This is a genomic window from Rhizobium sp. NFR03, from assembly GCF_900111275.1.
Taxonomy (GTDB): domain Bacteria; phylum Pseudomonadota; class Alphaproteobacteria; order Rhizobiales; family Rhizobiaceae; genus Ferranicluibacter.
This window is the reverse complement of the sequence record NZ_FOGR01000004.1, coordinates 489,879-503,644: the sequence shown is the minus strand read 5'-3', so window position 1 is coordinate 503,644 and position 13,766 is coordinate 489,879. Positions and strand designations below refer to the sequence as shown.

General features: G+C 64.0%; 10 protein-coding genes, 1 pseudogene and 1 riboswitch. Of the genes and pseudogenes, 3 read left to right on the top strand and 8 right to left on the bottom strand.

Going from position 1 to position 13,766, the window contains the following annotated elements:
* Nucleotide 1: 1 nt before the first annotated feature.
* The 7 genes from BSG19_RS15510 to repA all read right to left on the bottom strand — a co-directional run bounded on the left by BSG19_RS15510 (nucleotide 2) and on the right by repA (nucleotide 8,118).
* Nucleotides 2-898, bottom strand: a complete 897-nt coding sequence (locus BSG19_RS15510) for a branched-chain amino acid ABC transporter permease (RefSeq protein ID WP_092988900.1) — start codon at nucleotides 896-898, stop codon at nucleotides 2-4.
* Nucleotides 898-1,872 carry an ABC transporter ATP-binding protein gene (locus BSG19_RS15505; RefSeq protein WP_092988899.1) on the bottom strand — a complete coding sequence of 325 codons (975 nt, stop codon included), beginning with the start codon at nucleotides 1,870-1,872 and terminating at the stop codon, nucleotides 898-900. Before BSG19_RS15505 ends, BSG19_RS15510 begins: the two co-directional genes overlap by 1 nt.
* Before the next feature lie 137 nt (nucleotides 1,873-2,009).
* A complete protein-coding gene (sfnG, locus tag BSG19_RS15500; RefSeq protein ID WP_092988898.1) occupies nucleotides 2,010-3,113 on the bottom strand; it encodes a dimethylsulfone monooxygenase SfnG in 1,104 nt (367 codons plus the stop codon).
* A 22-nt stretch (nucleotides 3,114-3,135) separates the two neighbouring features.
* Nucleotides 3,136-3,753, bottom strand: coding sequence for an FMN reductase (gene msuE, locus BSG19_RS15495; RefSeq protein WP_092988897.1), 618 nt, complete (start codon nucleotides 3,751-3,753; stop codon nucleotides 3,136-3,138).
* Between the two features lie 265 nt (nucleotides 3,754-4,018).
* Entirely contained in the window at nucleotides 4,019-5,230 is a 1,212-nt protein-coding gene (repC, locus tag BSG19_RS15490; RefSeq protein ID WP_092988896.1) for a plasmid replication protein RepC, read from the bottom strand.
* Between the two features lie 369 nt (nucleotides 5,231-5,599).
* Nucleotides 5,600-6,766: a plasmid partitioning protein RepB gene (repB, locus tag BSG19_RS15485; protein WP_092988895.1), complete on the bottom strand. Its 1,167-nt coding sequence runs from the start codon at nucleotides 6,764-6,766 to the stop codon at nucleotides 5,600-5,602.
* A gap of 89 nt (nucleotides 6,767-6,855) precedes the next feature.
* Nucleotides 6,856-8,118, bottom strand: a complete 1,263-nt coding sequence (repA, locus tag BSG19_RS15480) for a plasmid partitioning protein RepA (RefSeq protein WP_092989114.1) — start codon at nucleotides 8,116-8,118, stop codon at nucleotides 6,856-6,858.
* A gap of 584 nt (nucleotides 8,119-8,702) precedes the next feature.
* Nucleotides 8,703-8,813: riboswitch (TPP riboswitch) on the top strand.
* 94 nt (nucleotides 8,814-8,907) lie between these two features.
* On the opposite strand from repA, the pseudogene BSG19_RS15475 reads away from it, so the two are divergent.
* From BSG19_RS15475 to BSG19_RS15465, 3 genes and pseudogenes are all read left to right on the top strand, one after another.
* Nucleotides 8,908-9,183 (top strand): annotated as a pseudogene (locus tag BSG19_RS15475) (phosphomethylpyrimidine synthase ThiC); the annotation flags it as partial.
* A 205-nt stretch (nucleotides 9,184-9,388) separates the two neighbouring features.
* Nucleotides 9,389-9,646 (top strand): hypothetical protein, encoded by a 258-nt coding sequence (locus tag BSG19_RS15470; RefSeq protein ID WP_092988894.1) that lies wholly within the window; start codon nucleotides 9,389-9,391, stop codon nucleotides 9,644-9,646.
* A 479-nt stretch (nucleotides 9,647-10,125) separates the two neighbouring features.
* Nucleotides 10,126-12,456, top strand: coding sequence for a methyl-accepting chemotaxis protein (locus tag BSG19_RS15465; RefSeq protein ID WP_139274779.1), 2,331 nt, complete (start codon nucleotides 10,126-10,128; stop codon nucleotides 12,454-12,456).
* Nucleotides 12,457-12,551: 95 nt separating this feature from the next.
* Here BSG19_RS15465 and BSG19_RS15460 read toward each other — a convergent pair whose 3' ends face one another.
* Nucleotides 12,552-13,646, bottom strand: a complete 1,095-nt coding sequence (locus BSG19_RS15460; RefSeq protein ID WP_092988893.1) for a PAS domain-containing protein — start codon at nucleotides 13,644-13,646, stop codon at nucleotides 12,552-12,554.
* Nucleotides 13,647-13,766: the final 120 nt, after the last annotated feature.

Genomic DNA, 13,766 nt, shown 5'->3' with positions numbered 1-13,766 from the left:
GTCATACCCTTTCCACACGCTTCTGCCCGAACAGGCCGGCGGGACGCACGAGCAGCACGACGAGGGCCAGCACATAGGCAAACCAGCTCTCGATGCCGCCGCCGAAATATTCGCCGAGATAGACTTCCGCGAGCTTCTCGGCCGCGCCGATCAACAGGCCGCCGAGGATGGCGCCGGGAATGGAATCGAAGCCGCCGAGCACCAGAACCGGCAGGGCTTTCAGCACCACCAGCGACAGGGAGAACTGCACGCCGACGCGCGCACCCCAGAGAAGGCCCGCCACCAGCGCGACGAGGCCCGCCGCCGCCCACACGGTCGCCCAGATGAAGGGCAGCCGCAGCCCGACCGCGAGGGCTGCGAAAGGATCGTCCGCCACGGCCCGGAAACCGAGCCCGATGCGCGTATACCGGAAGAACACCGAGAGCACCGCCACCAGCGTGGCGGCGACGGCGGCCGCGAAGAGATCGAACTGGCTGATGAAGACGCCGCCGACATCGAAGGGCACATCCTCGATGCCGAGATCGAGACCGTGCACCTGCGTGCCCCAGATCAGCTGCGCCGCGCCCTCGATGACGTAGGACAGGCCGAGCGTCGCCATGAACAGCGTGATCGGCGGCCGGTTCGTCAGCGGCCGCAGCACCGTACGCTCGATGACGATGCCGAGCGCGACCATGATCGCGAAGGTGATGGCAAAGGCGAGCGGAAAGGAGATGCCCCGCTCCGTCAGACTGACGAAGGTCAGCGCGGCGAAAAGCAGCATGGCCCCTTGCGCGAAATTCAGCACGCCGGAGGTCTTGTAGATCAGCACGAAACCGATGGCGACCAGCGCATACATGACGCCGGAGAGCAGCCCGCCGACGAGAACCTCAAGGAAGAACAGCCCGTCGAACCCCGCCATCACAGCTCTTCCCCTTCCCCGGCGTTTTCATCTTCGGCAACGCCGAGATAGGCATCGATGACGCGCTGGTCGCGCTGCACCTCGGCCGGCGTTCCGAGAGCAATCCTGCGACCGTGGTCGAACACGGCGACCCGGTCGGACAGGCTCATGACGACGCCGATATCGTGCTCGATCAGCACGACCGTCGTGCCGAACCTGTCGCGTGCCGCCGTGACGAAGCCTGCCATCTCGTTTTTCTCTGTCGCCGTCATCCCGGCCATCGGCTCGTCGAGCAGCAGGATATCGGGTTCCGCCACAAGCGCCCGCGCCAGCTCCACGCGCTTCTGCAGACCGTAGGGAAGCGTGCCGACGAGGCGCTCGCTCAGAGGCGAAAGCTGCAGGAAATCGATGACGTCGGCGGCGCGTTCCCGCGCATCCAGCCGCTCCCGTTTCGCCCGACCAAAGCCGGCTAACTGTTCGATGAAGCTGGAACGCGCCCTGTGCGCCCGGCCGGCCACCACATTGTCGAGAACGCTGAGGCCCGGAAACAGCGCGAGGTTCTGGAAGGTGCGGGCGACACCGAGCCTTGCCAGCTTCTGCGTGGGAACCTGCCCGTATCGCTGCCCCTTGAGGCGCACATGCCCGCGATCCGGCGGGTAGACCCCGCTGATCACGTTGACAATCGAGCTCTTGCCCGCCCCGTTCGGCCCGATGATCGCCAGGATCTCGCCCCGTCGCACCGAGAGATCGACCTCCGACAGCGCCGCAACGCCGCCGAAGGACAGGGACACGCCGACGAGTTCGAGCACGGCCTCGCTTGTCTCCGGCTCGGCCGCACGATACAGGCTCGCCGGCCGTTTTGCGGCGGGATGCACCTGCGCGTCGGCATCCGCATCCGGCGCAAGGCCCGGCCGTCCACGCGGCGCCGTCTCGAAAGCCGCGGTCGAGGCCGCGCTCCACGCCCCTGCCGAGGCTCCCGTCAACACCAGTGTCATCCCGTCCAAGCCCCTCGTATCCCGCTTTCACGCGCGCAGTTACCCATCCGCAGGGCCTTGCGTGCCTGCGGCTGTCACCGTTGCAAATATCGTATGGTCGTGGCGGCGACCGTCAGCCGGCCGCCGCTCTCATGGCGTCATTCCGCCGCGATGGCGCTTGCCGCCTCGGCATCCTCGATCGCCCGCACCAGCGGAATGACGTGGCTGCCGAAATATTCGACCTCTTCCTGGAAATGGAGGAAGCCGAGAAGGATGAGATCGGCGCCGGCGCGCTTCAGGTCCGCCACGCGCTGCGCCACCTGCTCCGGCGTGCCGATCAGGTTCGAGCGGAAGCCGTCATTGTACTGCACGAGGTCGTCGAAGGAGGATTTCGCCCAGTTCCCCTCGCCTTCCGGCGAGGACTTGCCGGCATTCTTCACCTCATGGCCGAAGGCGTTGACGGCCTCCGGATTGGCCTTCTCGATGATTTCGGCAAGCACTGCCCGCGCCTCTTCCTCTGTATCGCGCACGATGGCGAAGGCATTGACCCCGACGCGCACGCTGTGGCCGTTCTCCTTCGCCTTGCTCTGGATGTCGCCTACCTGCTTGCCGATCTCCTGCGGCGTGTTGCCATTGGTGAAGTACCAGTCCGACACGCGGGAGGCCATGTCGCGGGCGGCGCGCGAAGAGCCGCCCTGAAAAATCTCCGGCTGCGGATCGATCGGCTTCGGCTTCAGCGAGTAATCGTTGAAGCGGTAGAAATCGCCGTGGAAGGTGAAATTGTCTTCCGTCCAGATGCCGCGCAACGCCCGGATGAACTCCTCGGAACGCCGGTAGCGCTCGTCATGATCCAGCCAGTGCTCGCCGATGGCGTGGAACTCGCCGCGGAACCAGCCGCTGACGACGTTGACCGCGACGCGGCCATTCGTCAGATGGTTGATCGTCGCGATCTGCTTGGCTGCCAGCGTGGGGTTCCACGGCCCCGGCAGGATGGCCGCGATGACCTTCAGCGTCGTGGTGGATTCCAGCAGCGCATGGCTGAAGGAAACCGATTCATGCTGGAATTCCGCGCCGTAACCGGCCGTGAAACGGATCTGGCTCAGGGCATATTCGAAGCCGCTGGCTTCCGCGATCTGCGCCAGCTTCCTGTTATAGTCGATGGACCAGCTCGTCCGCTGCTCGATATCGGAAATGACGAGGCCGCCCGAGACATTGGGCACCCAGTAGGCGAATTTGACCGGCTCGCGGCTGCTGTAGGACATGGTTTTCTCCTCTTGAAATCGTTCAGATGGATGCCGCGCTCAGCACCGGACGTGGTGCGGGCGCCGGATCTCTATGGATGGCATCCCTATGGGGCAGCACCCGTTCCAACTCCGCGACGGCCCGGTCGATGCGGCCCCGCAGGGCGGGATTGGCGATGGCATGATCGGCAAAATCGACCTCCGTCGCATAGATCGCCGTTGGCAGCGTCAGCGCGTTGAAGAAGCCGAACAGCGGCCGCAACTGGTGCTCCGTCATCAGCCCGTGCAGCGGCGTGCCGCCGGTGGCTGCGAGAATGACCGGCTTGCCGGCAAGTGCGCGAAAATCGACAAGGTCGAACAGATGCTTCAGCGCGCCGGTATAGGAGGCCCGATAGACCGGCGACCCCACGACGAGCACATCCGCCGCCTCCACCGCATCGATGATCGCCCGTCCTTCGGCATCCAGCTGATCGGCCCGCAGCGCGCGGAACAGAACCGGCGCCGCATCCACAAGCTCGATCACACGGGGGACCGGAGGCTCCGCTCCACCCTGCACGATCCTTGTGTCCAACCGCTCCCCGATGGCATCGACAATCGTCGTGACGAGAGCTGCCGTGCGTGATGGTCGTTTGACATTACCCGAAAGGCCCAAAATCTTCATTGCCGGAACACCCTGTTTGTTCCCGTAGTCTATGGATTTAATATTTTACTGGTAACAAACGCTTGCTAATGTTCCGGTCGATTGTGGAATAATGATCTCGCCGCAGGATGCCGAAAGTGGATATTTAAACTCCCAAACGTCAAAACGACGATCCAGCCTTCCCGCATCGACAGCCAAAAGCTGCATACGCCATGATCGAGAAGCGTGAGACCGCGCTTGATCACCTCGTCGGGTGTTGATGGCGTGTTCATGCCGCATAACCGCCTTACCTCAGGGCTTTCAACATCGGAGCGATCAAGAACCGTCCCTGCTCAGCCCTGGCGGTAAGGTTGCGCAGATAGCCGCCGGGCGAGCGGATGGCGGCACTTCGCTGCAGGATGGCTGCCATCACGATGGCCGCGGCGATCTCGCCCATCGCAGATCGCGCGGCGGCCCAGGCGCTGGGGCTGATGCCGAGCATGGAGCGCACAACCTCCGCGGCGGCGATCACATCCTGCCATCGCGAGACGCCACCACGGGCATAATCGGCAATGTCAGGGCAAAGGGTCAGGAAATCCCGCAGCGCGATGCCTGTCGATGTCCGTTCCGGTGCGATGGGTTCGCCGATGTCGCTTCCCGATTCAACTCTTTCGCCGGCTTTATCAAATAAGAGTTCTGATTCTGAATTCTGAATATGGCGCTCAGAATGACGGTCACTGGCGCTCATTTCGTCGTCTGTAAGCGCGTCGAGATAGGTGGTTTCGACCTCCGCACGGAGACGGACGAGCGCATCGCGGCGGGCCGACAAAGCCTCTTCCGTGCCGTTACGCTGTACGCGCCCCGAAAGATCGCGCAGACGCTCGGCGAAACCCTGCCAGGGACCGACGCCCCGTTCCGCGCGGGCCTCGATGAAGGCTGCGTTGATGGTCTTGGCGATATCGCGAAGGTGCAGGGTGATTTCGCCGCGCAGGCGCGAGATACGCCGCGCTGCGTCCCGCACCATGGCGGCACTGGCCAGAATATCCTCGGCCCGCAGCGCCAGAGGCGCAAGGTCGAAGCCGAATGCCGTTTCGATGTCACCATGATCGTCGCGCCGGCAGTAGCGCTTGCCGTTGGCACTGTCGCGGCGCAGGATCAACCCGGCCTCCACGAGGCTTGCGAGATGGCGGCGCAGCGTGGCGGGAGACATGCCCCGCGCCCGCAGCGACAGTTCGGCATTGGACGGAAAAACGATGATCGGCGCGCGCCCGTCGAGCTGGCGGTCGTGGTGGAAACTCGCCAGCGCTTCCAGCACGGCGATCGCTCTGTCGGAGAGGTTCCAGACGGTGCGGGCCTCGCTGAGCGCCCGTATGATCCGATACTTCTCCGTCTGGCCCGTCGCGGTGCCGCCCTCGCCGTCCCTCAGACGCGATTGCCGCCTCTCAAGATCGGTCCGAAGCGCAAAATTGCGCGCAGTCAGGCGTGCGCCGCCAAAAGGCGTCGTTGCAAATTTCTCCATCTCTCCATCTCCGTTGGGAGGCAAGCCTCCCCCGGCACGGCACACGTCCTCATTCGCTGACGCCTTTGTTTTCAGGCGTTCAGGCACAGATGTCCTCAATGTCAGAAGGCTCTGCGGGGAGACCGGAACTCTTCGGTCACAGCTTCGCCGTTCGGCATTTCTGCCGCTGACGCTTGACATTGATGGCTGGAAGTGATTCTCTCGAACTGCTTAGATTGAAGAGGGCTTCCATGACGGTGACGTTTTGGGGGCCTTTTTTCTTGCTCTCTTGGTCGTCCTTTCCTGGTTTGTCTCGTTTGGCCCCTTCACATTCGGGGGCCGGTTCGCCGCCCGGTGTTCAAGGCAGCAAGGGGTTGTCGCGCGGTTCGCTCAGCTTTCGCTTTCACGATGGCTGGTGTCGTCGCGCTGGAATGTCTCGTGCGCCCTGGCCAGAAGCTCGGCTGCGGCGTCGATGAAGGCCGACGGCGTGTGCTCGGCAAACTCGATCCGCGTCGTCCCGCCCTCCACCTTGAGCCGGGCAAAGACCCGGCCCTGTGCATCCGCCAGCGGCCTTGCATCGTCCTCTCCTGCCCCGCGCCGGATCTTCATCGGCTTGCCGATGGCGTCGAGATGGGAAAACAGGATCTGGAAGCGCCGGTCGCTGTCGGCCGCCTTGAACTTTGCGGAATGGATGACGTCGATGGACTGCACCTGCCGGGCTTCTTTCGACAGGATCTCCCCAAGCTTCATCCAGCGCTCGCGCCCGACCTTCGGCGCCGGGCCGATGTGGCGGATGAACCGGTCCGGCACGCTCTCGACCACCTGCAACAGCCGCGAAAGCTCGCTCTTCTGCACGGCCAGCGCATCGCCGATCGTCTTGCGGTCGAAACCCCGCTCGGTGAGATTGCGGGCAAAAAGCGCGCGCTCGATGAAGGAGAGATTGCGCCGCTCGGCGTTCTCCTTGCCCTGCGCCAGAACCAGCTCGTCGTCGGTCAGAGCGCGAATGACCGCCTTGACCGGACGGCCGAGGCGGGCAGCGGCGCGAATGCGGCGGTGGCCATAGGCGGTCTGGTAGAAGCCCTGTTTTTCCGGGTGCGGGCGCAGAAGCACCGGCACCTGCTGCCCGGCTTCGCGCACGCTCTCGACCAGCGCCTCGAAATCCTCGTCCGTCGGGCCGTCGATCGCCAGGCGATCCTCGACAAAGGAAGCCTCGATCTGCGCGGGGTCGATGCCAACAACGCGTTCGCCTTCCAACAGCGCCTGACGCAGCACGCGGGCCTCTTCAGCCTCGCGGGTGATGGCATTCAGCGACAGCCCCATGGCCTTGACCGCGCTGGAGGCGCTGCGCGTATGCGGCGTACCCTCGCCCGGGCTTGCAGGACCGGCACTGCCGTCCTCGACAGCCGATTTCCGCTCCGGTGCCGGACCTTCGGTGCCCGGCTGCGGGCTCAGCTGTTGAGCCGGCTTATGAGCCTGCGCCGCACGCGCCACGTCGGCCGGGCTCAGCCCGCCACCAAACAGCGCCTTCAGTTCGCTCTTGCGGTTCCCCGCCATCATCCGATCCCTTTCTGCGAAAGCGGCCCGAAAGCCTCTCGCTCAACCCTTAAGCAACAGCGCGGCGCCTTGCGGCCCGTCGCAAAGTCCCGTCAGCGGTTCCACACCGCATGCACCAGCGTTTCGATCTCGCTGTTGACGGCATTCATCGATTCCACCGCGCGGTCGTAGGTCGCGCGGGTAAAATTCTCTCGTCCGACCTCGTAGAGCGTCTGCTTGGTCAGGCCCGCATCCGACACGGCGGTCGATTTGACCATGGGGGCCGTCAGCACCCGTTCGCCGAACAGCGAGCGCATAAAGCCGACGATCTGCGCCTGCGGCCCGTCATTCGGCTCGAAGCGGGTGACGAGGTAACGCAGGAAATCGAAGTTCAGCGTTCCCCCCGCATCCCGCACGACGGACAGCAGGTCGGCCGTCATGAACAGGAACTGGTTCATCGAGGCGATATCCAGCATCTGCGGGTGCACGGTGACGATGACGGAGGTCGAGGCGCAGAGCGCCGACAGCGTGAGATAGCCGAGCTGCGGCGGGCAATCGATGACGACCACATCGTAATCGGATTCCACAGTGTCCAGAACGGCCTGGATGCGGGCGAAGAACAGGGGCCCCGCCCCCTCCCGCCCCGACTGGCGATCGGCCAGCGCCTGCGGCGTCACATGCTCGAACTCCTGCAGCTCGATATTGCCGGGCACGAGATCGAGCCCGGGGAAATAGGTCTGGCGGATGACGTCGGACAAGGGCCGCTGTTCTGCATCGTAGCGGATGGCGCCGTAGAGCGTGTCGTTGCCGGTGAGGTCCAGCTCGGGCTGATAGCCGAAGAGCGCCGACAGGGAGGCCTGCGGATCGAGATCGATCGCGAGCACCCGGTGGCCGGTCAGCGCCAGATATTGCGCCAGATGCACGGCCGATGTCGTCTTGCCCGAGCCGCCCTTGAAATTGGTGACGGAGATGACCTGCAGACGTTCGCCGGCCTCCGCGTCCCGCCGGGGCAGGTAACCGCGCGCCTTGGCGACATGTCCCTTGGCCAGCGCCTGTTCGGACAGATGGAGGCGCAGCGCGTTGATGTCGGCGAGCGAATAGAAGCGTCGGCCTCCGGCGCCGGTTGCCGGCTGCGGCCCCTCGCCCGCCAGCGATAACTGGCGCAGATAGCCATCGGAAACGCCGATCAGCTTGGCCGCCTCGCCGGAGGAGAACGCCCGAAGCGTCTTCGTGGCGGTCGGCGGAAACAACCGCTCGCGCATCGCCTTCAGCTGTTCCGACAGCGCGCTCGCATCCGCTGCGATCGTCAGATCCGCCGATGTTGCCGGCGCCCCGTCATCAGGGCCGGAGCGTGTCGTTGGGGCCGTTGGGGCCATGTCGTTTCTTTCCTCGCTGTGCTTCCGCTTGCAGGCGGGATTCCTGCTTGCGACAATGTCGGTGCCGATGAAGGGTCGATCCATCGATCGCTCCCGATTCTCTCGGCTCAGGGTATACGTTGAGCCGTCCCATATACAGAGCCTGAAGCCTGTTACGCCGTATCCACATATATCCGTCCGCGTCCGTTAGAGGTTGAGGTCGGTTGCTGAGTCGCGTCAAGCGATTTGTGATGTCCCTAAAAACGAATCATTCCCTGCCCACAGTGCCTGTGCAGCCGGTTTTGGGCCGGCTGCGCGGTTCGAGAGTAGGCGGGTGTCGATGGGCGGGGAAGAAAGGGGTCGTTCCGTAGTGATGATGAAGGCAATTTCGGCCTTTTCTTCCCCGCCGGTGCGCGTGAGTTGACAGCTGTCAACTGAGCGCTATGGCCGTCAGGCCGACCCCCATCAGTTGACAGCTGTCAACTCTGGCCACGCGAACGCTCCCGCCGAAGAGCAATGCTCCAGCGAGAGCGCTTAAAGCGAGGAATGGTGCGAGCGGCCTTGGCGGTCATCTTGACCTCTCCGCACCTTCGTGCAGCCTTCCGCATATTCACCAGGGTTTCCGGCAAGGGGCTAAGATACTGCTACGCGCGCGCTGTGACCCGCTGAACCTGATCCAGTTCATACTAGCGGAGGGACGGTGCAATGCTTTGCAGGCTTTCGGGCGGTTGTCCGCGCGGGCGCCAGCATGGGCGTTCTCTCGTCATTCCAGCACTGGGACCGGATCTCCAAACCTTGGAGAGCCTCGCCATGACTGTTGTCATGACCAAACCCGTACCGAGCGTCACCACCGGGCCGCTGCCGGACTCGACGAAGGTGCTCAAGCCCGGGCTGCGGCACCCCAACATCCGCGTCCCGTGCGCGAGGTCGCGTTTCACCCCACTGCCGGGGAACCCCCGGTCACGATCGACGATCCCTCCGGTCCCTATGCCGATGCTCTCCACGCCGTCTCCATCGATCGCGGTCTGCCGCGCATCCGCGAGGCGTGGGTCCGTGCGCGGAGATGCCACGCTCTATGAGGGGAGGGCGGGGATCCGGGCTGATAAAGGTTCGTTGAGAAGAGGGGAGAAACGGCGAGGCGTGACAACAAGAGGGCTTGGTTCAGGAGGCGCCACGGGAAGCCTCTGAACCACAAGATATCGCGTTTCCTCGGAAATGCCCTCGCAGCATTGCGCTTGTGCCGCTGCGGGGGTTGAATGGGAAGCTGGTCCAATCCTAGCGAAAGACACTCATGGGAACGCTCGTCGCCGCCGTCTTCCTGCTCCTCCTCATTTTCGGCTACCTCAGGTCTCCGGGCTGGGCAATCATTCTGGCAGGTCTCCTGATCTTTATCTTCGGTCTGGTGCCCCTGGCATGGATAACCGGTCTCCATCCCTACGTCCTCCTCGCCGTTCTGCAGTCTCTGACCACAATCCCTGCCATTCCCGCGGGCATCGCCCTCATGGGCCTCGGTCGGCTGATCGTTCACGCCGAGAGGCGGGAGACGTAACGGAGCGACCTATTCGTTGCGCTGCGGCAGAGGCGGCTACACGTCCGCCTCGAGCGGATGGCTGTCATGCTGTGGCTGCTTTGCTTATCTCGTAGCAAGCGGCCTTCTTCGCGACCAAGGCAGAGAAACTGCACGCGACGCACACGACGTCTCTCCTGCCCCACCGGCAGATCCGACCGCGAACAAGAGGGGAGGATAGGGGAGACTTCGGCTGTTCTGTTGCTTTAGCGATGTATTCATCCGAGCGACGAAGTGGAAAGCCTAAGCCTATTTTTAGGGTAAGCGTAAGACTAGACGAACTGTATTGCGGCCAGGACCATACAATACATCGCGCTACGAATTCATGACGGTTCCGTTAAAAATATCTCAACCAAATCTCTCTAAAACAATGAGATAGACGATACCGCTCCGCGTCAGCCAGGAGCGTGGCAGATGTTTTGCCTGTCTGTTGAAGCAAAGACTTCGTTTGGAGACGCCGGATGTTCCCGAAAACTGCCACTGGCCGCAATATGTTCGCCATCGTCGCCACGGGGGTGGCCACAACGGTAGCAACGGCCGGCATTCTTCTCTATCTGGCCTATCACGAGGTTCGGGATCGTTCGATCGCCGAGATGACCAATGCGGCCGCGACCAGCGCCGCCAATGTCGAGACGCGCTTTGAAGCGTTGAAGACGCTCAGCTTCAACATGCGGTCTTTTCTGGTCTCCGCCATCCAGGCGGATGCGCCCTCCCGCGATGTGGCAGACGGGTTTCTCCGCCAGCTTCTGATCGACACGCCCGCGGCCCTCGGCGTCAGCACCGGCTGGGAGCCCAACGCGTTCGACGGCAAGGATGCCGACTACAAGGGCAAACCGGGCCATGACGCATCGGGTCGCTATGTGCCCTATTTCGCGCGTTCGGGCGACGCGATCCTGCACGATCCGCTGGTCGATTACGACAAGCCGGGCCCCGGCGACTATTATCAGGTTCCCAAGCAGACCGGCCGCGACTTTTTCACCGAGCCCTATCAATATGCCATCGACGGCAAGAACGTCCTGATGACCTCCTTCATGGTGCCGCTGATGAACGACGGCAGGTTCGTCGGCGTCACCGGCGTCGATACGGCGCTCGACAGTCTTAACAAGGACCTTTCGAGCCTCAAGCCGCTGGGTGCGGGTTTCGTCGCGCTGATCAGTCAGGGCGGCAGCATCGTCGCCTATCCCGATCCGGCGCTTCTCGGCAAGTCGCTGAAAGAGTCGGGGCTCGATGCCGGGGCCTGGGAGCAGGCGATCGCCCATCCCGGCGAGCCGGTGGACATGGCAGGGGCCGACGGCGTGCAGACCGTCGCCGTGGCCGTCCCGGTCAACATCATTCCGGGAACCACATGGTACACGGTCGTCTCCGTTCCCATTCCCGCTCTCTTCGCCGGGTTGAAAAGCCTTGCCATGACCTCGCTCATCGTCGTCGGCATCGCAACCGGTCTGCTGATCGCGGTCGCCACGGCGCTGGCCAATCGCTTCCGCAACCGTCTCGCCAAAGTGATCGCGGCCACGACGTCGATTGCAGCCGGCCGGGTGGATGCGGATCTGCCCGATACGCGCAGCCAGGACGAGATCGGCGACATGGCGCGCTCGCTGGAGGTGCTGCGCGACAGCACCATGGCGCGGATGCGGCTGGAGCAGGAAGCTGCGGCCAACCGCAGCCTGAGCGAAGACGAACGTCAGCGCAAGGCCGAGGCCGATCGCATCCGCGCCGCCGATATGGCGCAGGCGACGATGGGGCTTGGCGAAGGCCTGAAGCACCTCGCGGACGGCGATCTGACCTTCCAGCTGGCAGAACCCTTTGCCGCCGATTTCGAAACGCTGCGCGCCGACTTCAACGCTGCGGTTACGCAGCTGTCCGAGACGCTGCGCGCGGTGGCGGAGGCGACGGACGCCATCGACACCGGTAGCCGGGAGGTCAGCAGCAGCGCCGACGATCTTTCCAGGCGCACCGAGCAGCAGGCGGCCTCGCTTGAGGAAACGGCGGCAGCACTCGACCAGATCACCGTCAACGTCGCCAACTCCTCCAAGCGTGCAGACGAGGCCCGCAAGGTCGCCCTGCTCGCCAACGACAGCGCGGCACAGTCCGGCCGTGTCGTCGGCGATGCCGTGAATGCCATGCAAAAGATCGAGGCCTCCTCCAATCAGGTCTCCAACATCATCGGCGTCATCGACGAGATCGCCTTCCAGACCAATCTTCTCGCGCTCAATGCCGGTGTCGAGGCCGCGCGGGCAGGGGAGGCGGGCAAGGGCTTTGCCGTCGTCGCGCAGGAAGTCCGCGAACTCGCCCAGCGCTCCGCAAAGGCTGCAAAGGACATCAAGGACCTGATCCGCAACTCCTCCAACGAGGTGCAGAACGGCGTAAAGCTCGTCAGCGACACGGGCGAGGCGCTGAAGATGATCGAGGGCTACATCATCACGGTCAACCAGCACATGGCCTCGATCGCCACCTCGGCCGGAGAGCAGTCGGTCGGCCTTGCAGAGGTCAATACGGCGGTCAATCAGATGGACCAGGTGACCCAGCAGAACGCGGCCATGGTCGAGGAAACCAGCGCCGCCGGCGCAACGCTTGCCACCGAGAGCAGCCGTCTGCGCGAGCTCGTCTCACAGTTCCAGCTCGGCAGCACGCTGCACCGCACCGCCTCCCTCATGGCGGCAAGTTCCGCACAAAAGCCCGCCCGGCGCCCGGCTGAGCGCACCGTCTCTTCGCCGGCGAGAAAACAGGGTGCAAGCGTCACCCGCGCAGCCGTCGGCAACGCCGCCGTGCAGGAAAGCTGGGAGGAATTCTAGAGTATTTCCAGCCGAAGCGTCATCGCTTCGGCGTCGGATAATGCGGTAGCGTCCCTGTCAGGCGATCTCACTGTTGTAAGAGCCTCAACGTTCGATCATTGTCCGTCCGTCCGGTTGCCGAGGCTCACGCTGATCTCCGCATCCGGTCCGAGACCGAAGCGCACGCCACCTCCCTGCAAGCTGTTGCGGATGGCCTCGACGTGAGGGAGCCGCGTGCGGTTTCCGGTGCCGTGCTCCAGCCGCCGGATCGTCGAGACGGAGACGCTCGCCTTGAGCGACAGATCCTCGACGCTCCAGTCCAGAAGAGCGCGTGCCGCGCGAATATGCGCGCCGTCCAGTGTCTTGACCGCATCGGGCGATGACCCCACGGTCGAGGGGAGGGGGGCCGTCTCGATGAGGACGCCGATCCACTCCCGCACGGTCCCGGCCGGCTCGCAGAGCGGCGCGCCACGCATCAGGTAGCGGCGAAAGCTTCCGTCCACGCAGCGGATGCGAAGATCGACGGAATAGGGGTGGCCGGTTCGTGTGCATTCCGCCCAGAGCGTGAGAACGCCATCGCGGTCATCAGGGTGAACGGCCTCCAGCCATCCCCAGTTGTCGGCCGCAGCCAGCGGCTGGCCGGTCAGCTCTTCCCAGCGAAGAAGCGAGAGGATCTTGCCGTCCGGCAGGATCCGCCATTTGACGGCGGCGATGGCCGATATCAGGCGTTGATAGCTGTGCCATCCCTCGCCCGCGATGATCCGCGCCTCGTGCTGATCGGTGACATCCGTCATCATTCCGAGCGCGCGCTGGGGAACGCCGTCAGGGTCCACGAGAACTTCCGCCTTGCTCTGAAGCCAGCGAAGGGTCCTGTCGGGCCGGATAACGCGAAATTCCCGCTCGATCGCCTGACCCGAGCGCATGACCGCGAGCATGTCGTCGTTTGCGCCCCGGTCGGCCGGGTGGATCATCCCGATCATGCCAGTAAAGTCGAGCGGCGTGAAAGGCTGAAGACCCAGCAGGCGGAAAAGCCCCACCGAACCGTTCATCTGCCCGATCTCGAAATCGATCGACCAGAAGCCGACCCGGCCCTGATCTTCCACCAGCTTCAGAAAATGTCGCGAGGAAATACCCGACAGCCGATGACTGCCGGCGTCGTGACCGTCGCCGGCACGGATCGCGTCGTGCCCCAGGAGGCTCGTTGTCGGCATGCCGTTCCCCCGAGGGCGTTCCGACGTCGACGACCGCTGCGTGACCGGTTTTCGGTCAGTATCCGCTCAAGGTCCCGTATCGTTTATCGGAAACGACCAGTTCTGCGCCCGAAAAGGGCG

Excerpts from the sequence above, each read along its gene's own strand:
- BSG19_RS15470 (WP_092988894.1), top strand. The coding sequence starts at position 9,389 with ATGGGAACGCTCGTCGCCGCCGTCTTCCTGCTCCTCCTCATTTTCGGC.
- BSG19_RS15510 (WP_092988900.1), bottom strand. The coding sequence starts at position 898 with ATGGCGGGGTTCGACGGGCTGTTCTTCCTTGAGGTTCTCGTCGGCGGG.
- repC (WP_092988896.1), bottom strand. The coding sequence starts at position 5,230 with ATGGAGAAATTTGCAACGACGCCTTTTGGCGGCGCACGCCTGACTGCG.
- repB (WP_092988895.1), bottom strand. The coding sequence starts at position 6,766 with ATGATGGCGGGGAACCGCAAGAGCGAACTGAAGGCGCTGTTTGGTGGC.
- sfnG (WP_092988898.1), bottom strand. The coding sequence starts at position 3,113 with ATGTCCTACAGCAGCCGCGAGCCGGTCAAATTCGCCTACTGGGTGCCC.
- BSG19_RS15505 (WP_092988899.1), bottom strand. The coding sequence starts at position 1,872 with ATGACACTGGTGTTGACGGGAGCCTCGGCAGGGGCGTGGAGCGCGGCC.
- msuE (WP_092988897.1), bottom strand. The coding sequence starts at position 3,753 with ATGAAGATTTTGGGCCTTTCGGGTAATGTCAAACGACCATCACGCACG.
- BSG19_RS15460 (WP_092988893.1), bottom strand. The coding sequence starts at position 13,646 with ATGCCGACAACGAGCCTCCTGGGGCACGACGCGATCCGTGCCGGCGAC.
- repA (WP_092989114.1), bottom strand. The coding sequence starts at position 8,118 with ATGGCCCCAACGGCCCCAACGACACGCTCCGGCCCTGATGACGGGGCG.
- BSG19_RS15465 (WP_139274779.1), top strand. The coding sequence starts at position 10,126 with ATGTTCCCGAAAACTGCCACTGGCCGCAATATGTTCGCCATCGTCGCC.